This is a genomic window from Stenotrophomonas sp. KH_036_B, from assembly GCF_057839485.1.
In genome coordinates this window covers 3,895,869-3,910,119 of record NZ_CM174491.1, presented here as the reverse complement: position 1 = coordinate 3,910,119, position 14,251 = coordinate 3,895,869, and the positions used below count along the sequence as shown (strand labels likewise).

The window sequence follows — 14,251 nt, the reverse complement described above, 5'->3', positions numbered from 1 at the left end:
CCGTACCCACCAACGGTGGGCAGCTACCGCGTAGGTACCGACCGTTGGTCGGTACCGCCCACCCACCGTTCGATTTCTCCCGGCGCGAACGGCCCCAGCTTCTGCTTGACGATCGTTCCGTCCGCACCCACCAGCACCGTGTACGGCAGCAGCCCCTGCCCATTGCCCAGGCGAACGCTGGCATCGTCGGGCGCCGGCTGTTCGACCACGATGGGGTACTTCACCGGTACGCGATCAAGGAAGTCGCGCACGCCGTCTGGCGTATCGATGGCCAACCCCACCACCTGCACGCCGTCGGCCGGCTGCGCCGCGGCGAATGCGGCCAGCATCGGCATTTCCTCCACGCACGGGCCGCACCAGCTGGCCCACACGTTGATCAGCAGCGGGCGGCCGCGGAAGCGGGTGAAAACCACCGGCGTTCCATCCACGTCCGGCAGTGTGATCGCCGGCATCGCTTCACCCGGCTTCGCCGGCACCGCCGCAGGGCGGTCCACGGCGGGAAAACGCAGGTCCTGCGGCGTACGCGCGACGTAGTACACGCCAGCGACCAGTCCCAGCACCGCCGCAACGGCCGCCACGGCCATCAACGAGATGCGGGGCGGCGGCGCGCTCATCGTGCGGTGCGCAGCAGGGCTTCTTCGACGATTGCCTGGGTCAGCACGGTGGGCAGCACGGTGGGCGGTGCGCCCGGGCCGTACACCACGTACAGCGGCACGCCGACCGCCTTGTGCTCATCCAGGAACGCGGTGATCTCCGGGTCCACGTTGGTGTAGTCGCCCCGCATGTACACCGCGTTGGTGCGGCGCAGGGTGTCCTGGAACGCGTGCGTGCCCAGCACCGCGCGTTCGTTGGCCTTGCAGGTCACGCACCAGTCGGCGGTCATGTTGACGAACACCACGCGGTTGTCCTGGCGCAGCCGGTCCAGCATCTGCGGCGAATAGGCCACCACGTTGTCGGTGGCGCTGAGCGCGGCCTTGGCCGGCGCCTCGATACGCGTAACGCCCCACACCGGCACCAGTGCGCCCAGCAGCAGCAGGCTGGACAGCAGTGCGCCGACGCGCTGGCTGCGCCAGCGGCTGCGCTCGAACCACCACAGCGCCAGGCCCAGTACCACCAGCCCGCCCAGTACCAGCGCCATGGCATCCACGCCGCGCTGCTTGCCCAACACCCACAGCAGCCACAGTGCGGTGGCATACATCGGGAAGGCCAGCACCTGCTTCAGTGTTTCCATCCACGCGCCGGGTCGCGGCAGGCGCCTGGCCAGTGAAGGCACGAAGCCGATCAGCAGGAACGGCAGCGCCAGGCCGAGGCCCAGCACCAGGAACACCAGCATGGCCGGCAACGCGGGCGCGGTGAACGCATACGCCAGCGGCACCCCCATGAACGGTGCCACGCACGGGCTGGCCACCACGCAGGCGAGCACGCCGGTGAAGAAGTCGCCGACCGGTCCCGAACGCGACGCCAGGGACTGGCCCACGCCGCCCAGGCTGCCGCCCAGCGTGAACACGCCGGACAGGCTCAGGCCCACGGTGAACATCAGGTACACCAGCGCCGCGATGAACCACGGGTGCTGCAGCTGGAAGCCCCAACCCGCCGCCTGGCCGGCGGCGCGCAGGGCCAGCACCAGCGCACCGATCGCGGCGAACGCCACCAGCACGCCGGCGGTGTACCAGAGCGCATGGCTGCGCGCGCGCTGGCGGCTCTCGCCGCTCTGCGCCACGCCCAGTACCTTCAGCGACAGGATCGGCAGCACGCACGGCATCAGGTTGAGGATCAGGCCGGCCGCCAGCGCCAGCAGCAGTGCAGCCACCAGCGTGGTCGGGGCCGCTTCGGTGCCGGGCGGGCGGGTGCGCTGCGCGTTGCCTGCGGTGGCATCGGCACTGCCGACATCGGTCGGGGCCAGCGCCGGTTCGTTCGGGCGGATCAGCATCGGCTGGGTCGCGATGCCTGTGGCGTCGCGGGCCTGCGCACGCTTTTCGCGCGTGGGCAGCGGGGCGATCACCTCGCTGCGGCGCGCCACTTCATCGGCACTGGCGTTGATCTTGCCGGCCGGCAGTGCCAGCTTCACCCGCCGCGTCATCGGCGGGTAGCAGATGCCATCGGTCTGGCAGCCCTGGAACGTGATCACCAGGGTCGCCTCGGCGGCCTCGGCGCGGCTGCGGCGCAGCGGCAGCTTCACGTCCACCTGGTCGAAGTACACCGACACATCGCCGAAGTGTTCGTCGCGATGCGCGCTGGCGGCCGGCCACAGCGGTTTGTCTGCACGGATGCCTGCCGCGCCTTCCAGCTTCAGCGTGGTGCGATCGCGGTACAGGTAATAGCCTGGCGCTGGGCTGAAGCGCAGCAGCACGGTATTGCCGTCGCCGACGATGGCGTCGAAGCCGAACGCGCGTTCGGACGGCAGCGGCAGCGACTGGGTGCTCGCCGCACCGGGCAGGCGCAGCCCACTGGAGGCGGTGTTGCCGGCCAGCGGGTTGTTGAACGGAGACGCCGCGCCGCTGCTGACGGCCGGCACCACGGCGCTGTCGCCACGTGCGGTGCCGCCGGGCAGCTTCACCTGCACGCTGCGCTTCTGCGGCGGGTAGCACACGCCGGCATCGGCGCAGCCCTGGTAGCGCACTTCCAACGTGACCGTGCCGGCATCGTCCGCGGCCTTGCCCGGCAGCACGGCGACCAGGCGGTCACGGTAGGTTTCGACCTCGCCGAAGAAATCGTCGTGGTGTTTCTTGCCGGCCGGCATCTGCAGCGCCTCGGCGCTGAAGCCGGCATCGGACTTCACCGTGGTGCGATGACGGTAGAGGTAATACCCCGGCGCGATCTTCCAGCTGACCTCGATGCGGTCGCGGTCGCGCGCCTGCGCGGTCAGCCCGAACGCCTCGTCCACGGGCAGCAGGTCTTTTTCACTGACGGCCAGCGCCGGGAGGGACACCACGAACAGCGCACACAGCGCGGCAATGCGACGAAGCAGCGACATCAATCAGTTTCCTCACGGGTCTGCGCCCGAATCCAATCCAGGTACGCCGGCAGGCCGGCGCGGGTTTCGACCGCGATGCACTCGGGGAGTTCATACGGATGCAGCGCCTGCACGCGCGCGATGGCGGCGTCGAGACGGCTGCCGGTGGTCTTGATCAGCAGTTGGACCTCGTGGTCCTCGGTGACCTCGCCGTGCCAGCGGTAGGTCGAGTGCGCGCCGTCAAGGCGGGTCACGCAGGCGGCCAGGCGCTCTTCGACCAACGCATGTGCCAGCCGCGCGGCGGTCGCCGCGTCGGGGCAGGTGGTCAAAAGAATGAATACGGGATCAGCGGTAGGCATGACCGCCGATTGTAATGCGGATGCCGGCCGGTCCCAACGGAACCGGCCGGCATCCCAGACCTGGTAGTGCCGGCCGCTGGCCGGCTCCAGGCAAACCCGGTGGTGCCCGCCGTTGGCCGGCACCACCGACGACTACCTCAATTCGCCAACTGGCAGGTAGCCGGCTGCGCCGAGGTGAACAGGCCAGGGGTAGCCCACTCGGGGTGGTCGATGAACGGGTTGCGGTTGCCCTGGAAGCTGTAGATCACCTCGTTGCGGGCGCGTTCGGCCGCATCCGGCGGGTCCGACAGGTGCCAGTCGATCAGGGTCGAGAGCAGGCCCATGTACGCCGGCGAGGCGGAGGTCTTGACGATCCTGCTGCGGTCGTCGGTCAGCTCCAGGTCCGGTTCGGACTGGCCGGTGGCCGCGTCCTTGCCGCCTTCATAACGGATGGCCATGTACATCACCGCACGCGCCATATCGCCCTTGCGACGGCCCCACACCTCGAACGTTCCGGTATTGCCGTCCGGGGTGCGCACCCAGTTGGAGTTGCCCGGATAGCCGCCGCTGCCACCGCCCTGGCCGTTGTTGGCCTCGGTGGCGCGCTCGCCGCAGTTGCTGTCGCACTTGGCGAACGGCTTGTTGCCGCGGTCCGCGTTCCACTGCGCATCGGTCAGGTACAGCATGTGGGTGTCGGTGTAGGGCGCGTACGGCAGGCCCTTGTCGCCGGTGGTGCTGGCAAAGCCCAGCGAGTTGGGCCAGGTGTGCTCGCGGTTGTAGGTGAGCCCGCTGCCGGTGCCCGCGCGGTCACTGACCTTGGCGTAGCTGCGGTTGCGGTAGGCGTCCAGGATGCGGCCGCTGTTGTTGGGGTCCTCGTCGGCGATCTCCAGGATGGTCCAGGTGCTGGTGCCCGAACCGCTGTAGGGGTAGGAGGTGTGGCCCTTGATGGTGGCGTGCAGCGAGCAGCGCAGCTGGCTGGGGCTGGAGGTGTTGACCCTGGAGTAGTAGGTGCCCGGATCCGGATCGGGGCCCGGGCCGGGATCGGTCCCGCCGCTGGCCACGGTGAAGGCGATACGGGTGTCGGCGGCCGGGCGTGCGCCCTGGGCGTCCTTGATGCGGGCGGCGCGGATGTCGAACCGGCACGCTTCACCGGCCACCAGTGCGGTGTTGGTGGACAGGGTGAAGCGGGTACCGCTGCTGGCATGAGTGAGCGGGACCGTGCCGGACTGGCCGCAGCTCAGCGTGAACGCGCCGCTGGTGACGGTGACGGTCTCGCTGAAGGTCACCGCGAGGTCGGCGGCGGCCGGGAAGGTGGTGGCACCCTGTTCGGGGGTGGTGGTGCTGACCGAGGGCGGGGTGTTCGGTCCGGTGCTGCCGCCGCCGCTGAAGGTCTGGCCGTTGTTGCAGGTGCCGAAGGTCTGCGCGGCCGAGCCGGCCCAGGTGAAGTGGCTGTACTGGCTGCCGCTGCCGGTGAGCTGCAGGGAGGTGCCCGGGGCGGTGCTGTTGCTCTCGCTGACCGGGATGTTCTGGCTGGTCAGCCCGGCGGCGGGGCCCCCGGAGGCGGTGATGGTGCCTTCGTAGCTGATGAACTGGACCACCTTGCCGCTGGCGTCGACCAGCGCGATACCGTCGTTGGACCCGTTCTGCAGGCCATTGGTGGGGTAGGTGACGGTGGCGATGCTGGCCTTGCCGCAGCTGGCGGCGGTGCCGGCCGGGACCGGGTTGTTGGCATAGACCGTGGCTGCCGACGGCGTGCTGCCGTTGTACAGGTACAGGCGGTAGCTGCTGAGGTCCTCGCCCCCGGTGGCGACCACCTCGATGGCCTCGCCTACGTCCCCGGCGGGGGTGTTGTCGTCGTAGTGCAGTTCATTGATGAAGACTTCGGCCTGGGCGGAACTGGCAGCCAATGCCAGCAGGCACCCCAGCGACAGCGGTGTGAGCAACCTCATCTACGGCTCCTTGTGATTGGGATTTGCCGCGTGAATCTAGTCAATCCAGATGACACATCTATCGATATGTCGTGATCGGCACTCAACACTGGGACGTGCGTCAAGATTTTGGCGGATGAATGGCGGGGACAGGTCGCGCCTCACAAATTCCCGGCAGGCCCCTTGAAAGGGCGCGGGGCAGCACCATCTCTGCCTTGTCCCGCACTGGCGGGTTTTTTCACGAGCGTTGCTGGCAGTCACCCTGGGTGAGTGCTAATATCGCCGGACTTTTTCAGCCCAATCAACAACTTAAGAGGCCCCACATGAGCATCAAGCCGCTTCACGACCGCGTCGTGGTCAAGCCGATCGAAGCCGATGAAGTTTCCGCCGGCGGTATCTTCATCCCCGACTCCGCCAAGGAAAAGTCGACCAAGGGTGAAGTCGTGGCCGTGGGCACCGGCAAGCCGCTGGACAACGGCAGCGTCCGCGCGCCGGCCCTGAAGGTGGGCGACAAGGTCATCTACGGCCAGTACGCCGGCAGCAGCTACAAGAGCGAAGGCGTGGAATACAAGGTCCTGCGCGAAGACGACATCCTCGCCATCGTCGGCTGAGTTTGGCGCCGCCGGGCCTGGCCCGGCGTTTCGTGTCCCCAACATTGATCAGCCGGGCATCGTCCGGCTCTACAGAAAAGGTAAACGCTAATGGCTGCCAAGGAAATTCGTTTCGGTGAAGACGCACGTTCGCGCATGGTGCGCGGCGTCAACATTCTCGCCAATGCCGTCAAGGCTACCCTGGGCCCGAAGGGCCGCAACGTCGTGCTCGAAAAGAGCTTCGGCGCCCCGACCATCACCAAGGACGGCGTGTCCGTCGCCAAGGAAATCGAGCTGGCTGACAAGTTCGAGAACATGGGCGCGCAAATGGTGAAGGAAGTCGCGTCGCGTACCAACGACGACGCCGGCGACGGCACCACCACCGCCACCGTGCTGGCCCAGGCCCTGATCCGCGAAGGCGCCAAGGCCGTTGCTGCCGGCATGAACCCGATGGACCTCAAGCGTGGTATCGACAAGGCCGTCGTGGCCGCCGTTGCCGAGCTGAAGAACATCTCCCAGCCCACCGCTGACGACAAGGCCATTGCCCAGGTCGGCACGATCTCGGCCAACTCGGACGAGTCGATCGGCAACATCATCGCCGAAGCGATGAAGAAGGTTGGCAAGGAAGGCGTCATCACCGTTGAAGAAGGCTCGGGCCTGGAAAACGAGCTGGACGTCGTGGAGGGCATGCAGTTCGACCGCGGCTACCTCTCGCCGTACTTCGTCAACAACCAGCAGGCGCAGACCGCCGACCTGGATGACCCGTTCATCCTGCTGTACGACAAGAAGATCTCCAACGTCCGCGACCTGCTGCCCGTGCTGGAAGGCGTGGCCAAGGCCGGCAAGCCGCTGCTGATCGTCGCTGAAGAAGTCGAAGGCGAAGCGCTGGCCACCCTGGTGGTCAACACCATCCGTGGCATCGTGAAGGTCGTGGCGGTCAAGGCACCGGGCTTCGGCGATCGTCGCAAGGCGATGCTGCAGGACATGGCCGTGCTGACCAGCGGCACCGTGATTTCCGAAGAAGTCGGCCTGTCGCTGGAAAAGGCCACCCTGACCGACCTGGGTCGTGCGAAGAAGGTCCAGGTCTCGAAGGAAAACACCATCATCATCGACGGTGCCGGCGAGCAGGATGCCATCGCATCGCGCGTCACCCAGATCAAGGCGCAGATCGAAGAGACCTCGTCCGATTACGACCGTGAGAAGCTGCAGGAACGCGTGGCCAAGCTGGCCGGCGGTGTTGCCGTGATCAAGGTCGGTGCTTCGACCGAAATCGAAATGAAGGAAAAGAAGGACCGCGTCGACGACGCCCTGCACGCTACCCGTGCGGCCGTTGAAGAAGGCGTGGTTCCGGGCGGCGGCGTCGCGCTGGTGCGTGCCGTCAGCGCGCTGGGTGACCTGAAGGGCAACAACGAAGACCAGAACCATGGCATCCAGATCGCCCTGCGCGCGATGGAAGCTCCGCTGCGCGAAATCGTCGCCAATGCCGGCGAAGAGCCGTCCGTGATCGTCAACAAGGTCAAGGAAGGCACCGGCAGCTTCGGCTACAACGCCGCCACCGGCGAGTTCGGCGACATGCTGGCCTTCGGCATCCTGGACCCGACCAAGGTCACCCGTTCGGCACTGCAGAACGCGGCCTCGATCGCCGGCCTGATGATCACCACCGAAGCGATGGTGGCTGAAGCGCCGAAGAAGGATGACGGCGCCGGCGCAGCAGGCGGCGGCATGGGCGGTATGGGTGGCATGGGCGGCATGGACTTCTAAGTCCCCGCACCTGTCGCACTGCAAACGAAGAACCCCGCTGAAAGGCGGGGTTTTTTGTTGCGCAGTTGCGAATGAAACAGTTGGCAGTCCCAAACCCCTGTGTTATCAATACTCTCCAATGAACGCACGCCACGCCAATTCCTACTTTTGGTATTACTTTCCGAAGCCACCGGCGGAGGAAGGCATGCGTTCACCCTGAAGAAACCTTCAGACGCATTCCCGAAAGCCGCCAGCGCACCTGGCGGCTTTTTTGTTGCCGCCGCGCTGGGGACCCCTACCTTCCAGGAGACACCCCCCCATGCCCCCCCACACCGACGACCTTCGCATCCGAAACATCGAGCCGCTCACGCCGCCGGCGCAGCTGCTCTCCATGCTGCCCTGCGACGATGAAGCATCGGCCACGGTCAGCGCGTCCCGCGCGGCACTGCACGAGATCCTGCACGGTCGCGACGACCGCCTTGCCGTGGTGATCGGCCCTTGTTCGATCCACGATCCGGTCGCCGCGATCGAGTACGCGCAGCGCCTCAAGCCGCTGCGTGATGCCTACGCGGACGAGCTGGAAATCGTCATGCGCGTGTACTTCGAGAAGCCACGCACCACCGTGGGCTGGAAGGGCCTGATCAATGATCCGGACCTGGATGGCAGCTTCCAGATCAACAAGGGCCTGCGTGTTGCGCGCGGCCTGCTGCGCGACATCAACAAGCTCGGCCTGCCGGCCGGCGTGGAATTCCTCGATGTCATCTCGCCGCAGTACATCGCCGACCTGGTGGCCTGGGGCGCGATCGGTGCACGTACCACCGAGAGCCAGGTGCACCGCGAACTGGCGTCGGGCCTGTCGTGCCCGGTGGGGTTCAAGAACGGCACGGACGGCAACATCAAGATCGCCGCCGATGCGGTGGGCGCCGCCTCCAACCCGCATCACTTCCTGTCGGTGACCAAGCAGGGCGACACCGCCATCGTCGCCACCGCTGGCAACCCGGATTGCCACGTGATCCTGCGGGGCGGCAAGGTGCCGAACTTCGACGCGGCCAGCGTGGAGGCGGCCAGCCAGACGCTGGTCAAATCGCATCTGCCGGCGCGGTTGATGATCGATGCCAGCCATGCCAACAGCAGCAAGAACCCGGAGAACCAGCCCAAGGTCATCGCCGACATCAATGCGCAGCTCGCCGCGGGCGAAGACCGCATCGTGGGCGTGATGGTGGAAAGCCATCTGGTGGCTGGCCGGCAGGAGCTGGTGGACGGCCAACCGCTGGTCTACGGGCAGAGCATCACCGACGGCTGCATCGGCTGGGACAGTTCCCTGGCCGTGCTCCAATCGCTGGCCGAAGCGGTGCGCGCCCGCCGCGCGCATCGGCTGAGCGAAGCGGCCTGACCCGGGTCGCCGATAGAGCGGGGCTCTGCCCCGCTTCACAACGCCGCGCCTACCGGATACGACCAACTTGGCCAATAAAATCAATTGGTTGAATCCGCAGTTCTCACGCGCTCTGTCGACCTTCCTTGAGTGCTCGACGGGGTGTATGTACAATGTATACACATGCAATTGTGCTGCGAGACCTTCCCATGAGCACGCCCAGCAAAGTCATTAATTTCCGCGCGCCCGCTGACAAGCAGGCGCTCATCGATCGTGCCGTTGAGATCAGTGGCGTGAACCGCACCGAGTTCATTCTCGATGCGGCCTGCGAGAGGGCGCGCGAAGTGCTCGCGGACCAGACCCAGTTCCTGCTCAGCGCAGAGAATCTGCGGCGCTTCAACGCCGCCCTTGAAGCGCCCCTGGAAGACAACGCGGCCATTCGCCGCCTGTTGAACACCCCGGCACCCTGGGAGCGCTGAGCGTTGCGGCTCACAGCACCGGCCGCGCTCACTGCTCTGCACCGACTGGATGGCTTTCAGTGCAGCGCGCCGGGTTTGACCCGATGGTTGATCGATCGTGCATACCAGAATCAGTTGTCCGGGGCGTCCAGGTGCTTCGTCTGCTGCGATGAGCATGGCAACGTCGTGGGGTACTACGCGCTGGCAGCGGGTGCGATGTCACACGAGACTGCACCGGGAAGGGTGCGCCGCAATATGCCGAATCCGATCCCGGTCATCGTGTTGGGACGCTTGGCGGTACACGTGGAGTGGATGGGCCAGGGGATCGGTAAAGGTCTGCTGAAAGACGCCGTAATGCGCGCAGTTCAAGCGAGTGGTCAGATCGGCGCTCGCGCAATGCTGTGCCATGCCGTCGACGACGCCGCCAAGTCGTTCTATCTGAAGCACGGTTTCATCGCATCGCCCATCAACGACATGACGGTGATGTTGTCGCTCAACGGCACCTGATCGGCGCGTTCGCGCGCCAACTGCGGCAGGTAACGACCACGGTTCTCTGCGGTAGGTACCGACCGTTGGTCGGTAACGAAGGTCGCCCGACCAACGGTTGGTCGCTACCGGTGCATTGAACGTACCGTTCAATGCACCTCGTCGCGGTACACGAATTTCGGCATTTCCCACTTGAAGTGGATGGCCATCAGGCGGAACGCGAAGCCGCCGCCCAGGCACCACAGGGTGGCGGCATTGAGCGATACGCCCAGTTCCAGCAGGCCCAGCCAGGCCGCACCGGTGAGCAGGGTGATCACCGCGTACAGCTCCTTCTGGAAGATCAGCGGCACTTCGTTGCACAGCACATCGCGCAGCACGCCACCGAATGCGCCGGTCAGCATGCCGGCGATCAGCACGATCGGCACCGAATGGCCACCATCGCGCGCCACCGCGCAGCCGATCAGGGTGAAGCAGATCAGTCCCAGTCCATCCAGCACCAGGAAGGTGCGGCGGAAGTGGTGCATCCAGCGTGCCACCCAGGTGGCGATCAACGCCGCGCAGATGGTGAAGCCCAGGTACTCCGGGTGCTTCACCCAGCCCAGCGGGTAGTGGCCCAGCACGATGTCGCGCAGCGAACCGCCGCCCAGTGCGGTGACGCAGGCGATGATCACCACGCCGAACAGGTCCATGCGCCGCCGCCCGGCGGACAGCGCCCCGGTCATGGCTTCGGCGGAAATGGCGATGAGGTAGATCAGGGACAGCAGCATGGGGCGGCTCCGGGCAGGGCACAGGCGGGGACGGAAACACGCACGGACCACGCCAGCGCCGCAGCACTGTCGCAGGGTGGGATTCCGTTGCCGCTCCCGCTGTCCTTTTGCCTGAGAGTTCAGTGGCCAGGCCACGTGCCCCTTCGGCGGGTCATTGAAGACCTCTCTCCAGATCGGCGTGTTGGATGCATGGTTGGTGGCGTATCGAGCCACCGGCCTGAGCGATTATGGGAGCCTGCGCCTTCGGCGGGCGCCAGCGCGGCGCCTCTCTCCTGCATCCGGGGCGGATTCTAGCAGCCAGCACGCCCGTGGCGGTGGATAATCCCGGTATGCCCGCTGAACCCGCCCTTTGGTACGTCTATCTGCTGGAATGCCGCAACGGCAGCTATTACGCCGGCATCAGCAACGACGTGGACGCCCGCTTCCAGGCCCACCTGGCCGGCAAGGGTGCCCGCTACACCCGCGCCAATCCGCCGCTGCGGGTGCTGGCCATGCGCGCCTACCCCGACCGCTCGGCGGCACTGAAGGCCGAATGCGCGCTAAAGCGCCAGCCGCGCGCGCGCAAGCTGGCGTGGCTGCAGGCGCCTATGGAGCCTGCCGGGTGAACGTGCCCGGCAGGGCACTCACGGCGCCGGCGCATCACCCGCTGAGCGCGGCGGCGTGGGAAGATTGCCCCATCCCCTGCGACCACCGGACTGCCATGTCACGCGATCCCGCGCTGTACCCCGATGACGAGAACGGCGATGTGCTGTGGAAGATGCTGCAGGACGGCGATGATCTCTCGGTGGCGCGGGAGGTGGATTTCGCGGTCATCTTCCCGGACGAGGACGCCGCCCTCCGTTTCTCGGTGCACCTGCTCCGGAACGAGCAGAAGGTTTCGTTCTCCGCCTACGAAGGCAATGACGACTTCCCTTGGCAGGTCCTGGCACATCCGTTGATGGTGCCGACCCACGGCAACATTTCGGGCTTCGAAGCGCTGCTGGAATCAGAGGCGGCCAGGTTCGAAGGGCGCATCGACGGTTGGGGCTGCATGGTGCAGGACTGAGCCCGGACAGCGTGCCATGACCCTGGACGGCAGCGACAAAGCCCAGGCCATGCTGGGTAAGACCGTGCTGGCGGGCATCACCTACCTCGATGCTGACGGCAACGCGCTGGAGCATCGCCAGTTCGCCGGCGAGGTGCTGCGCATCAACGACGACGAAGGCGTGGTGCTGGCCAGCGCGGTCGACGGCGAGGAGCTGTTCCTGCCGCCCACGCTGGACCATTACACGCCGGCCGCACCCGGTGACTACACCCTGCGTTCGATGGAACTGACCATCACCAACCCGGACTACCTGTGTACCTGGGACGTGCACCTGGCCCGCGGCAACGACCCATGACCGGTAGCGCGACGCCATGCGTCGCTGCCTCCGTCAGCGCCCGGGTCGCCTATCCTCGCGGTCATCCCCAAAGATGATCCGCGCGCTGCGCTGGTAGCTCCAGTACGCCACGGCCCAGTTGAGCAGTACCACGAGGCGGTTGCGGAAGCCGATCAGGAAGAATACGTGCGCCGCCAGCCAGAACCACCAGGCCAGCACGCCCGACAGCTGCAGCCGGCCCAGATGGACGATGGCGGCCATGCGCCCGATCGTGGCCAGATTCCCGAAGTCCTGGTACTTGAACGCCCCCGGTGCCGGTTTGCCGTCCAGCCGCGCGCGGATGATGGCTGCCACGTGCTTGCCCATCTGCTTGGCCGCCGGTGCCACGCCGGGCACCGGCTTGCCGTCGGCCTGGCTGAGTGCGGCCAGGTCGCCGGCGACGAAGATCTCGGGGTGGCCGTCGAGGGTCAGGTCCGGCTGCACCGGTACGCGGCCGGCACGGTCCAGCGGCACGTCCAGCGTGCGCGCCAGCGGTGAGGCGGCCACGCCGGCGGCCCACACCACGGTGCGCGCGGCCATGAACTGGTCGCCGAGCTGGAAACCCTCGCCGTTGATGTTGCTTACCGGCGTGCCGGTGAGTACTTCCACGCCCAGCTTCTCCAGTTGGCGGCGCGCCTTCAGCGAGAGCACGTCGGGGAAACTGGACAGCACCCGCGGGCCGGCCTCCACCAGCCGCACCTTGGCGCTGGCCGGGTCGATATGGCGGAATTCGTTGCGCAGCGTGTGACGGGCGATTTCGGCCAGCGTGCCGGCCAGTTCAACCCCGGTGGGACCGCCGCCGACCACGGCGAAGCTGAGCCAGGCGGCCTTGCGCACGGGATCGGGCTCGGCCTCGGCGCGCTCGAACGCCAGCAGCAGTTTGCGGCGCAGCGCGATGGCATCGTCCAGGGTTTTCAGGCCGGGCGCATCGGCGGCCCATTCGTCGTGGCCGAAATAGGCGTGGGTGGCGCCGGTACACAGCATCAGCGTGTCGTAGCCGAGCTGGCTGCCGTCTGCCAGGGTGATCTGGTGCGTGTGCTTGTCGATGGAGGTCACTTCGCCCAGGCGCACTTCGACATTGCGCTGGTGGCCGAGGATGTGCCGCAGGGGGGCGGCGATGTCGGGCGCGGACAGCCCCGCCGTAGCGACCTGGTACAGCAGCGGTTGGAACAGATGGTGGTTGCGACGGTCCACCAGGGTGATGCGGACGCGCGCGCTGGTCAGTGCGCGGGTGGCCCAGAGGCCGGCAAAACCACCACCGATGATGACCAGGTGGGGCAGGGAATCGCGGGTCATGCAATGACTCCTTGGCGGGGGTCGGCCTTCCGACCCCATGGGAACATGGTCGACGCGACCTATCGTCGCACGTGAAGCACGATGTTCACGCGGATGACAGATACTGGGTTCAGCAGCCGTCGCGCTTGCCCGGCGGCGTCCCGTTACCGCTCTGGAGGCTGACATGACCGAACCGGAAAAGCGCATCGCGTTGCTGATCGATGCCGACAACGCGCCGTCGTCGAAGATCGACGTGGTGCTGGCCGAAGTGGCGCGCTACGGCGTGGCCAACGTGCGCCGCGCCTATGGCAACTGGAAGAGTCCGCGCCTGAAGGGCTGGGAATCGGTGCTGCACGCATACGCGATCCGACCGATCCAGCAGTTCGCCTACAGCCGCGGCAAGAACGCGTCTGACATGGCGATGGTCATCGACGCGATGGACATGTTGTACGCGCGCAACCTGGACGGCTTTGCGATCGTCTCCAGCGATGCCGACTTCACCCCGCTGGTGATGCGCCTGCTGACCGACGGGGTGAAGGTATACGGGTTCGGCGAGAAGAAGACGCCCGAGCCGTTCGTCAATGCCTGCTCGAAGTTCACCTATCTGGAAGCGCTGGGCCAGGGGCACGCCACCGATCCGGAGGTGGAGCAGGACAGCGAGGAGACCCGCCCGCGCAAGAGCGGCCCGGAACTGCGCAACGACACCCGCCTGGTGCAGATGCTGCGCCGTGCGGTGACCTCGGCCGAAGGCGAAGATGGCTGGTCGCATCTGGGCCCGGTGGGCAGCCAGATCGGCAACCAGGCCTCGTTCGACTCGCGCAACTACGGCTACAGCAAACTCAGCGAACTGCTGGCCGCCACGGGACTGTTCGAAATGAAGAAGGACGGCAAGTCCACCTACGTGCGCGCACTCCCCAAGAAGGCGCGGTAGCGCCGAACCCACCACA

At 66.6% G+C, this 14,251-nt stretch carries 15 protein-coding genes and 2 riboswitches; of the genes, 9 read left to right on the top strand and 6 right to left on the bottom strand.

The features are described 5' to 3' along the window. Positions 1 to 23: 23 nt before the first annotated feature. From AC3ITN_RS17390 to AC3ITN_RS17375, 4 genes are all read right to left on the bottom strand, one after another. On the bottom strand, positions 24 to 614 hold the full coding sequence (locus tag AC3ITN_RS17390; RefSeq protein ID WP_489391314.1) for a TlpA family protein disulfide reductase: 591 nt from the start codon (positions 612 to 614) through the stop codon (positions 24 to 26). Continuing rightward, positions 611 to 2,974, bottom strand: a complete 2,364-nt coding sequence (locus AC3ITN_RS17385; RefSeq protein ID WP_489391313.1) for a protein-disulfide reductase DsbD family protein — start codon at positions 2,972 to 2,974, stop codon at positions 611 to 613. Before AC3ITN_RS17385 ends, AC3ITN_RS17390 begins: the two co-directional genes overlap by 4 nt. Further along, on the bottom strand, positions 2,974 to 3,312 hold the full coding sequence (gene cutA / locus AC3ITN_RS17380; protein ID WP_313344430.1) for a divalent-cation tolerance protein CutA: 339 nt from the start codon (positions 3,310 to 3,312) through the stop codon (positions 2,974 to 2,976). The genes AC3ITN_RS17385 and cutA overlap by 1 nt, the downstream gene beginning before the upstream one ends. 137 nt (positions 3,313 to 3,449) lie before the next feature. After that, positions 3,450 to 5,240 (bottom strand): endonuclease, encoded by a 1,791-nt coding sequence (locus AC3ITN_RS17375; protein WP_489391312.1) that lies wholly within the window; start codon positions 5,238 to 5,240, stop codon positions 3,450 to 3,452. Positions 5,241 to 5,542: 302 nt separating this feature from the next. Between AC3ITN_RS17375 and AC3ITN_RS17370 the strand changes: the two genes are divergently transcribed. From AC3ITN_RS17370 to AC3ITN_RS17350, 5 genes are all read left to right on the top strand, one after another. After that, complete coding sequence (locus tag AC3ITN_RS17370; RefSeq protein ID WP_313344436.1) at positions 5,543 to 5,830, top strand: co-chaperone GroES; 288 nt, start codon at positions 5,543 to 5,545, stop codon at positions 5,828 to 5,830. A 90-nt stretch (positions 5,831 to 5,920) separates the two neighbouring features. After that, positions 5,921 to 7,570 (top strand): chaperonin GroEL, encoded by a 1,650-nt coding sequence (gene groL / locus AC3ITN_RS17365; RefSeq protein WP_313344439.1) that lies wholly within the window; start codon positions 5,921 to 5,923, stop codon positions 7,568 to 7,570. Positions 7,571 to 7,868: 298 nt separating this feature from the next. Continuing rightward, entirely contained in the window at positions 7,869 to 8,942 is a 1,074-nt protein-coding gene (locus tag AC3ITN_RS17360; RefSeq protein ID WP_489391311.1) for a 3-deoxy-7-phosphoheptulonate synthase, read from the top strand. 188 nt (positions 8,943 to 9,130) lie between these two features. After that, a complete protein-coding gene (locus AC3ITN_RS17355; RefSeq protein WP_489391310.1) occupies positions 9,131 to 9,400 on the top strand; it encodes a type II toxin-antitoxin system TacA family antitoxin in 270 nt (89 codons plus the stop codon). A 3-nt stretch (positions 9,401 to 9,403) separates the two neighbouring features. Next, complete coding sequence (locus AC3ITN_RS17350; RefSeq protein ID WP_489391309.1) at positions 9,404 to 9,886, top strand: GNAT family N-acetyltransferase; 483 nt, start codon at positions 9,404 to 9,406, stop codon at positions 9,884 to 9,886. Between the two features lie 128 nt (positions 9,887 to 10,014). On the opposite strand, the gene AC3ITN_RS17345 is transcribed toward AC3ITN_RS17350, so the two are convergent. After that, the gene (locus AC3ITN_RS17345) at positions 10,015 to 10,632 is read right to left on the bottom strand and encodes a trimeric intracellular cation channel family protein (RefSeq protein ID WP_313344451.1); all 618 of its coding nucleotides are present in this window, start codon (positions 10,630 to 10,632) and stop codon (positions 10,015 to 10,017) included. A 91-nt stretch (positions 10,633 to 10,723) separates the two neighbouring features. Then, positions 10,724 to 10,814, bottom strand: a riboswitch (glycine riboswitch). Positions 10,815 to 10,834: 20 nt separating this feature from the next. Next, positions 10,835 to 10,917: riboswitch (glycine riboswitch) on the bottom strand. 44 nt (positions 10,918 to 10,961) lie between these two features. On the opposite strand from AC3ITN_RS17345, the gene AC3ITN_RS17340 reads away from it, so the two are divergent. The 3 genes from AC3ITN_RS17340 to AC3ITN_RS17330 all read left to right on the top strand — a co-directional run bounded on the left by AC3ITN_RS17340 (position 10,962) and on the right by AC3ITN_RS17330 (position 12,011). Beyond that, positions 10,962 to 11,237 (top strand): GIY-YIG nuclease family protein, encoded by a 276-nt coding sequence (locus AC3ITN_RS17340; RefSeq protein WP_489391308.1) that lies wholly within the window; start codon positions 10,962 to 10,964, stop codon positions 11,235 to 11,237. Between the two features lie 95 nt (positions 11,238 to 11,332). After that, positions 11,333 to 11,677 carry a ribonuclease E inhibitor RraB gene (locus AC3ITN_RS17335; protein WP_313344456.1) on the top strand — a complete coding sequence of 115 codons (345 nt, stop codon included), beginning with the start codon at positions 11,333 to 11,335 and terminating at the stop codon, positions 11,675 to 11,677. Positions 11,678 to 11,693: 16 nt separating this feature from the next. Further along, the gene (locus AC3ITN_RS17330) at positions 11,694 to 12,011 is read left to right on the top strand and encodes a hypothetical protein (protein ID WP_489391307.1); all 318 of its coding nucleotides are present in this window, start codon (positions 11,694 to 11,696) and stop codon (positions 12,009 to 12,011) included. Positions 12,012 to 12,044: 33 nt separating this feature from the next. Here the strand turns inward: AC3ITN_RS17330 and AC3ITN_RS17325 are convergent, their stop codons facing one another. Next, entirely contained in the window at positions 12,045 to 13,325 is a 1,281-nt protein-coding gene (locus AC3ITN_RS17325; protein ID WP_489391306.1) for an NAD(P)/FAD-dependent oxidoreductase, read from the bottom strand. 163 nt (positions 13,326 to 13,488) lie between these two features. Between AC3ITN_RS17325 and AC3ITN_RS17320 the strand changes: the two genes are divergently transcribed. Continuing rightward, the gene (locus AC3ITN_RS17320; RefSeq protein ID WP_313344464.1) at positions 13,489 to 14,235 is read left to right on the top strand and encodes an NYN domain-containing protein; all 747 of its coding nucleotides are present in this window, start codon (positions 13,489 to 13,491) and stop codon (positions 14,233 to 14,235) included. Positions 14,236 to 14,251 lie beyond the last annotated feature (16 nt).

Coding starts and splice junctions, on each gene's coding strand:
- AC3ITN_RS17340 (WP_489391308.1), top strand. CDS start 10,962: ATGCCCGCTGAACCCGCCCTTTGGTACGTCTATCTGCTGGAATGCCGC.
- AC3ITN_RS17385 (WP_489391313.1), bottom strand. CDS start 2,974: ATGTCGCTGCTTCGTCGCATTGCCGCGCTGTGTGCGCTGTTCGTGGTG.
- AC3ITN_RS17375 (WP_489391312.1), bottom strand. CDS start 5,240: ATGAGGTTGCTCACACCGCTGTCGCTGGGGTGCCTGCTGGCATTGGCT.
- AC3ITN_RS17325 (WP_489391306.1), bottom strand. CDS start 13,325: ATGACCCGCGATTCCCTGCCCCACCTGGTCATCATCGGTGGTGGTTTT.
- AC3ITN_RS17360 (WP_489391311.1), top strand. CDS start 7,869: ATGCCCCCCCACACCGACGACCTTCGCATCCGAAACATCGAGCCGCTC.
- AC3ITN_RS17345 (WP_313344451.1), bottom strand. CDS start 10,632: ATGCTGCTGTCCCTGATCTACCTCATCGCCATTTCCGCCGAAGCCATG.
- AC3ITN_RS17330 (WP_489391307.1), top strand. CDS start 11,694: ATGACCCTGGACGGCAGCGACAAAGCCCAGGCCATGCTGGGTAAGACC.
- AC3ITN_RS17355 (WP_489391310.1), top strand. CDS start 9,131: ATGAGCACGCCCAGCAAAGTCATTAATTTCCGCGCGCCCGCTGACAAG.
- AC3ITN_RS17320 (WP_313344464.1), top strand. CDS start 13,489: ATGACCGAACCGGAAAAGCGCATCGCGTTGCTGATCGATGCCGACAAC.
- cutA (WP_313344430.1), bottom strand. CDS start 3,312: ATGCCTACCGCTGATCCCGTATTCATTCTTTTGACCACCTGCCCCGAC.
- groL (WP_313344439.1), top strand. CDS start 5,921: ATGGCTGCCAAGGAAATTCGTTTCGGTGAAGACGCACGTTCGCGCATG.
- AC3ITN_RS17370 (WP_313344436.1), top strand. CDS start 5,543: ATGAGCATCAAGCCGCTTCACGACCGCGTCGTGGTCAAGCCGATCGAA.
- AC3ITN_RS17335 (WP_313344456.1), top strand. CDS start 11,333: ATGTCACGCGATCCCGCGCTGTACCCCGATGACGAGAACGGCGATGTG.
- AC3ITN_RS17390 (WP_489391314.1), bottom strand. CDS start 614: ATGAGCGCGCCGCCGCCCCGCATCTCGTTGATGGCCGTGGCGGCCGTT.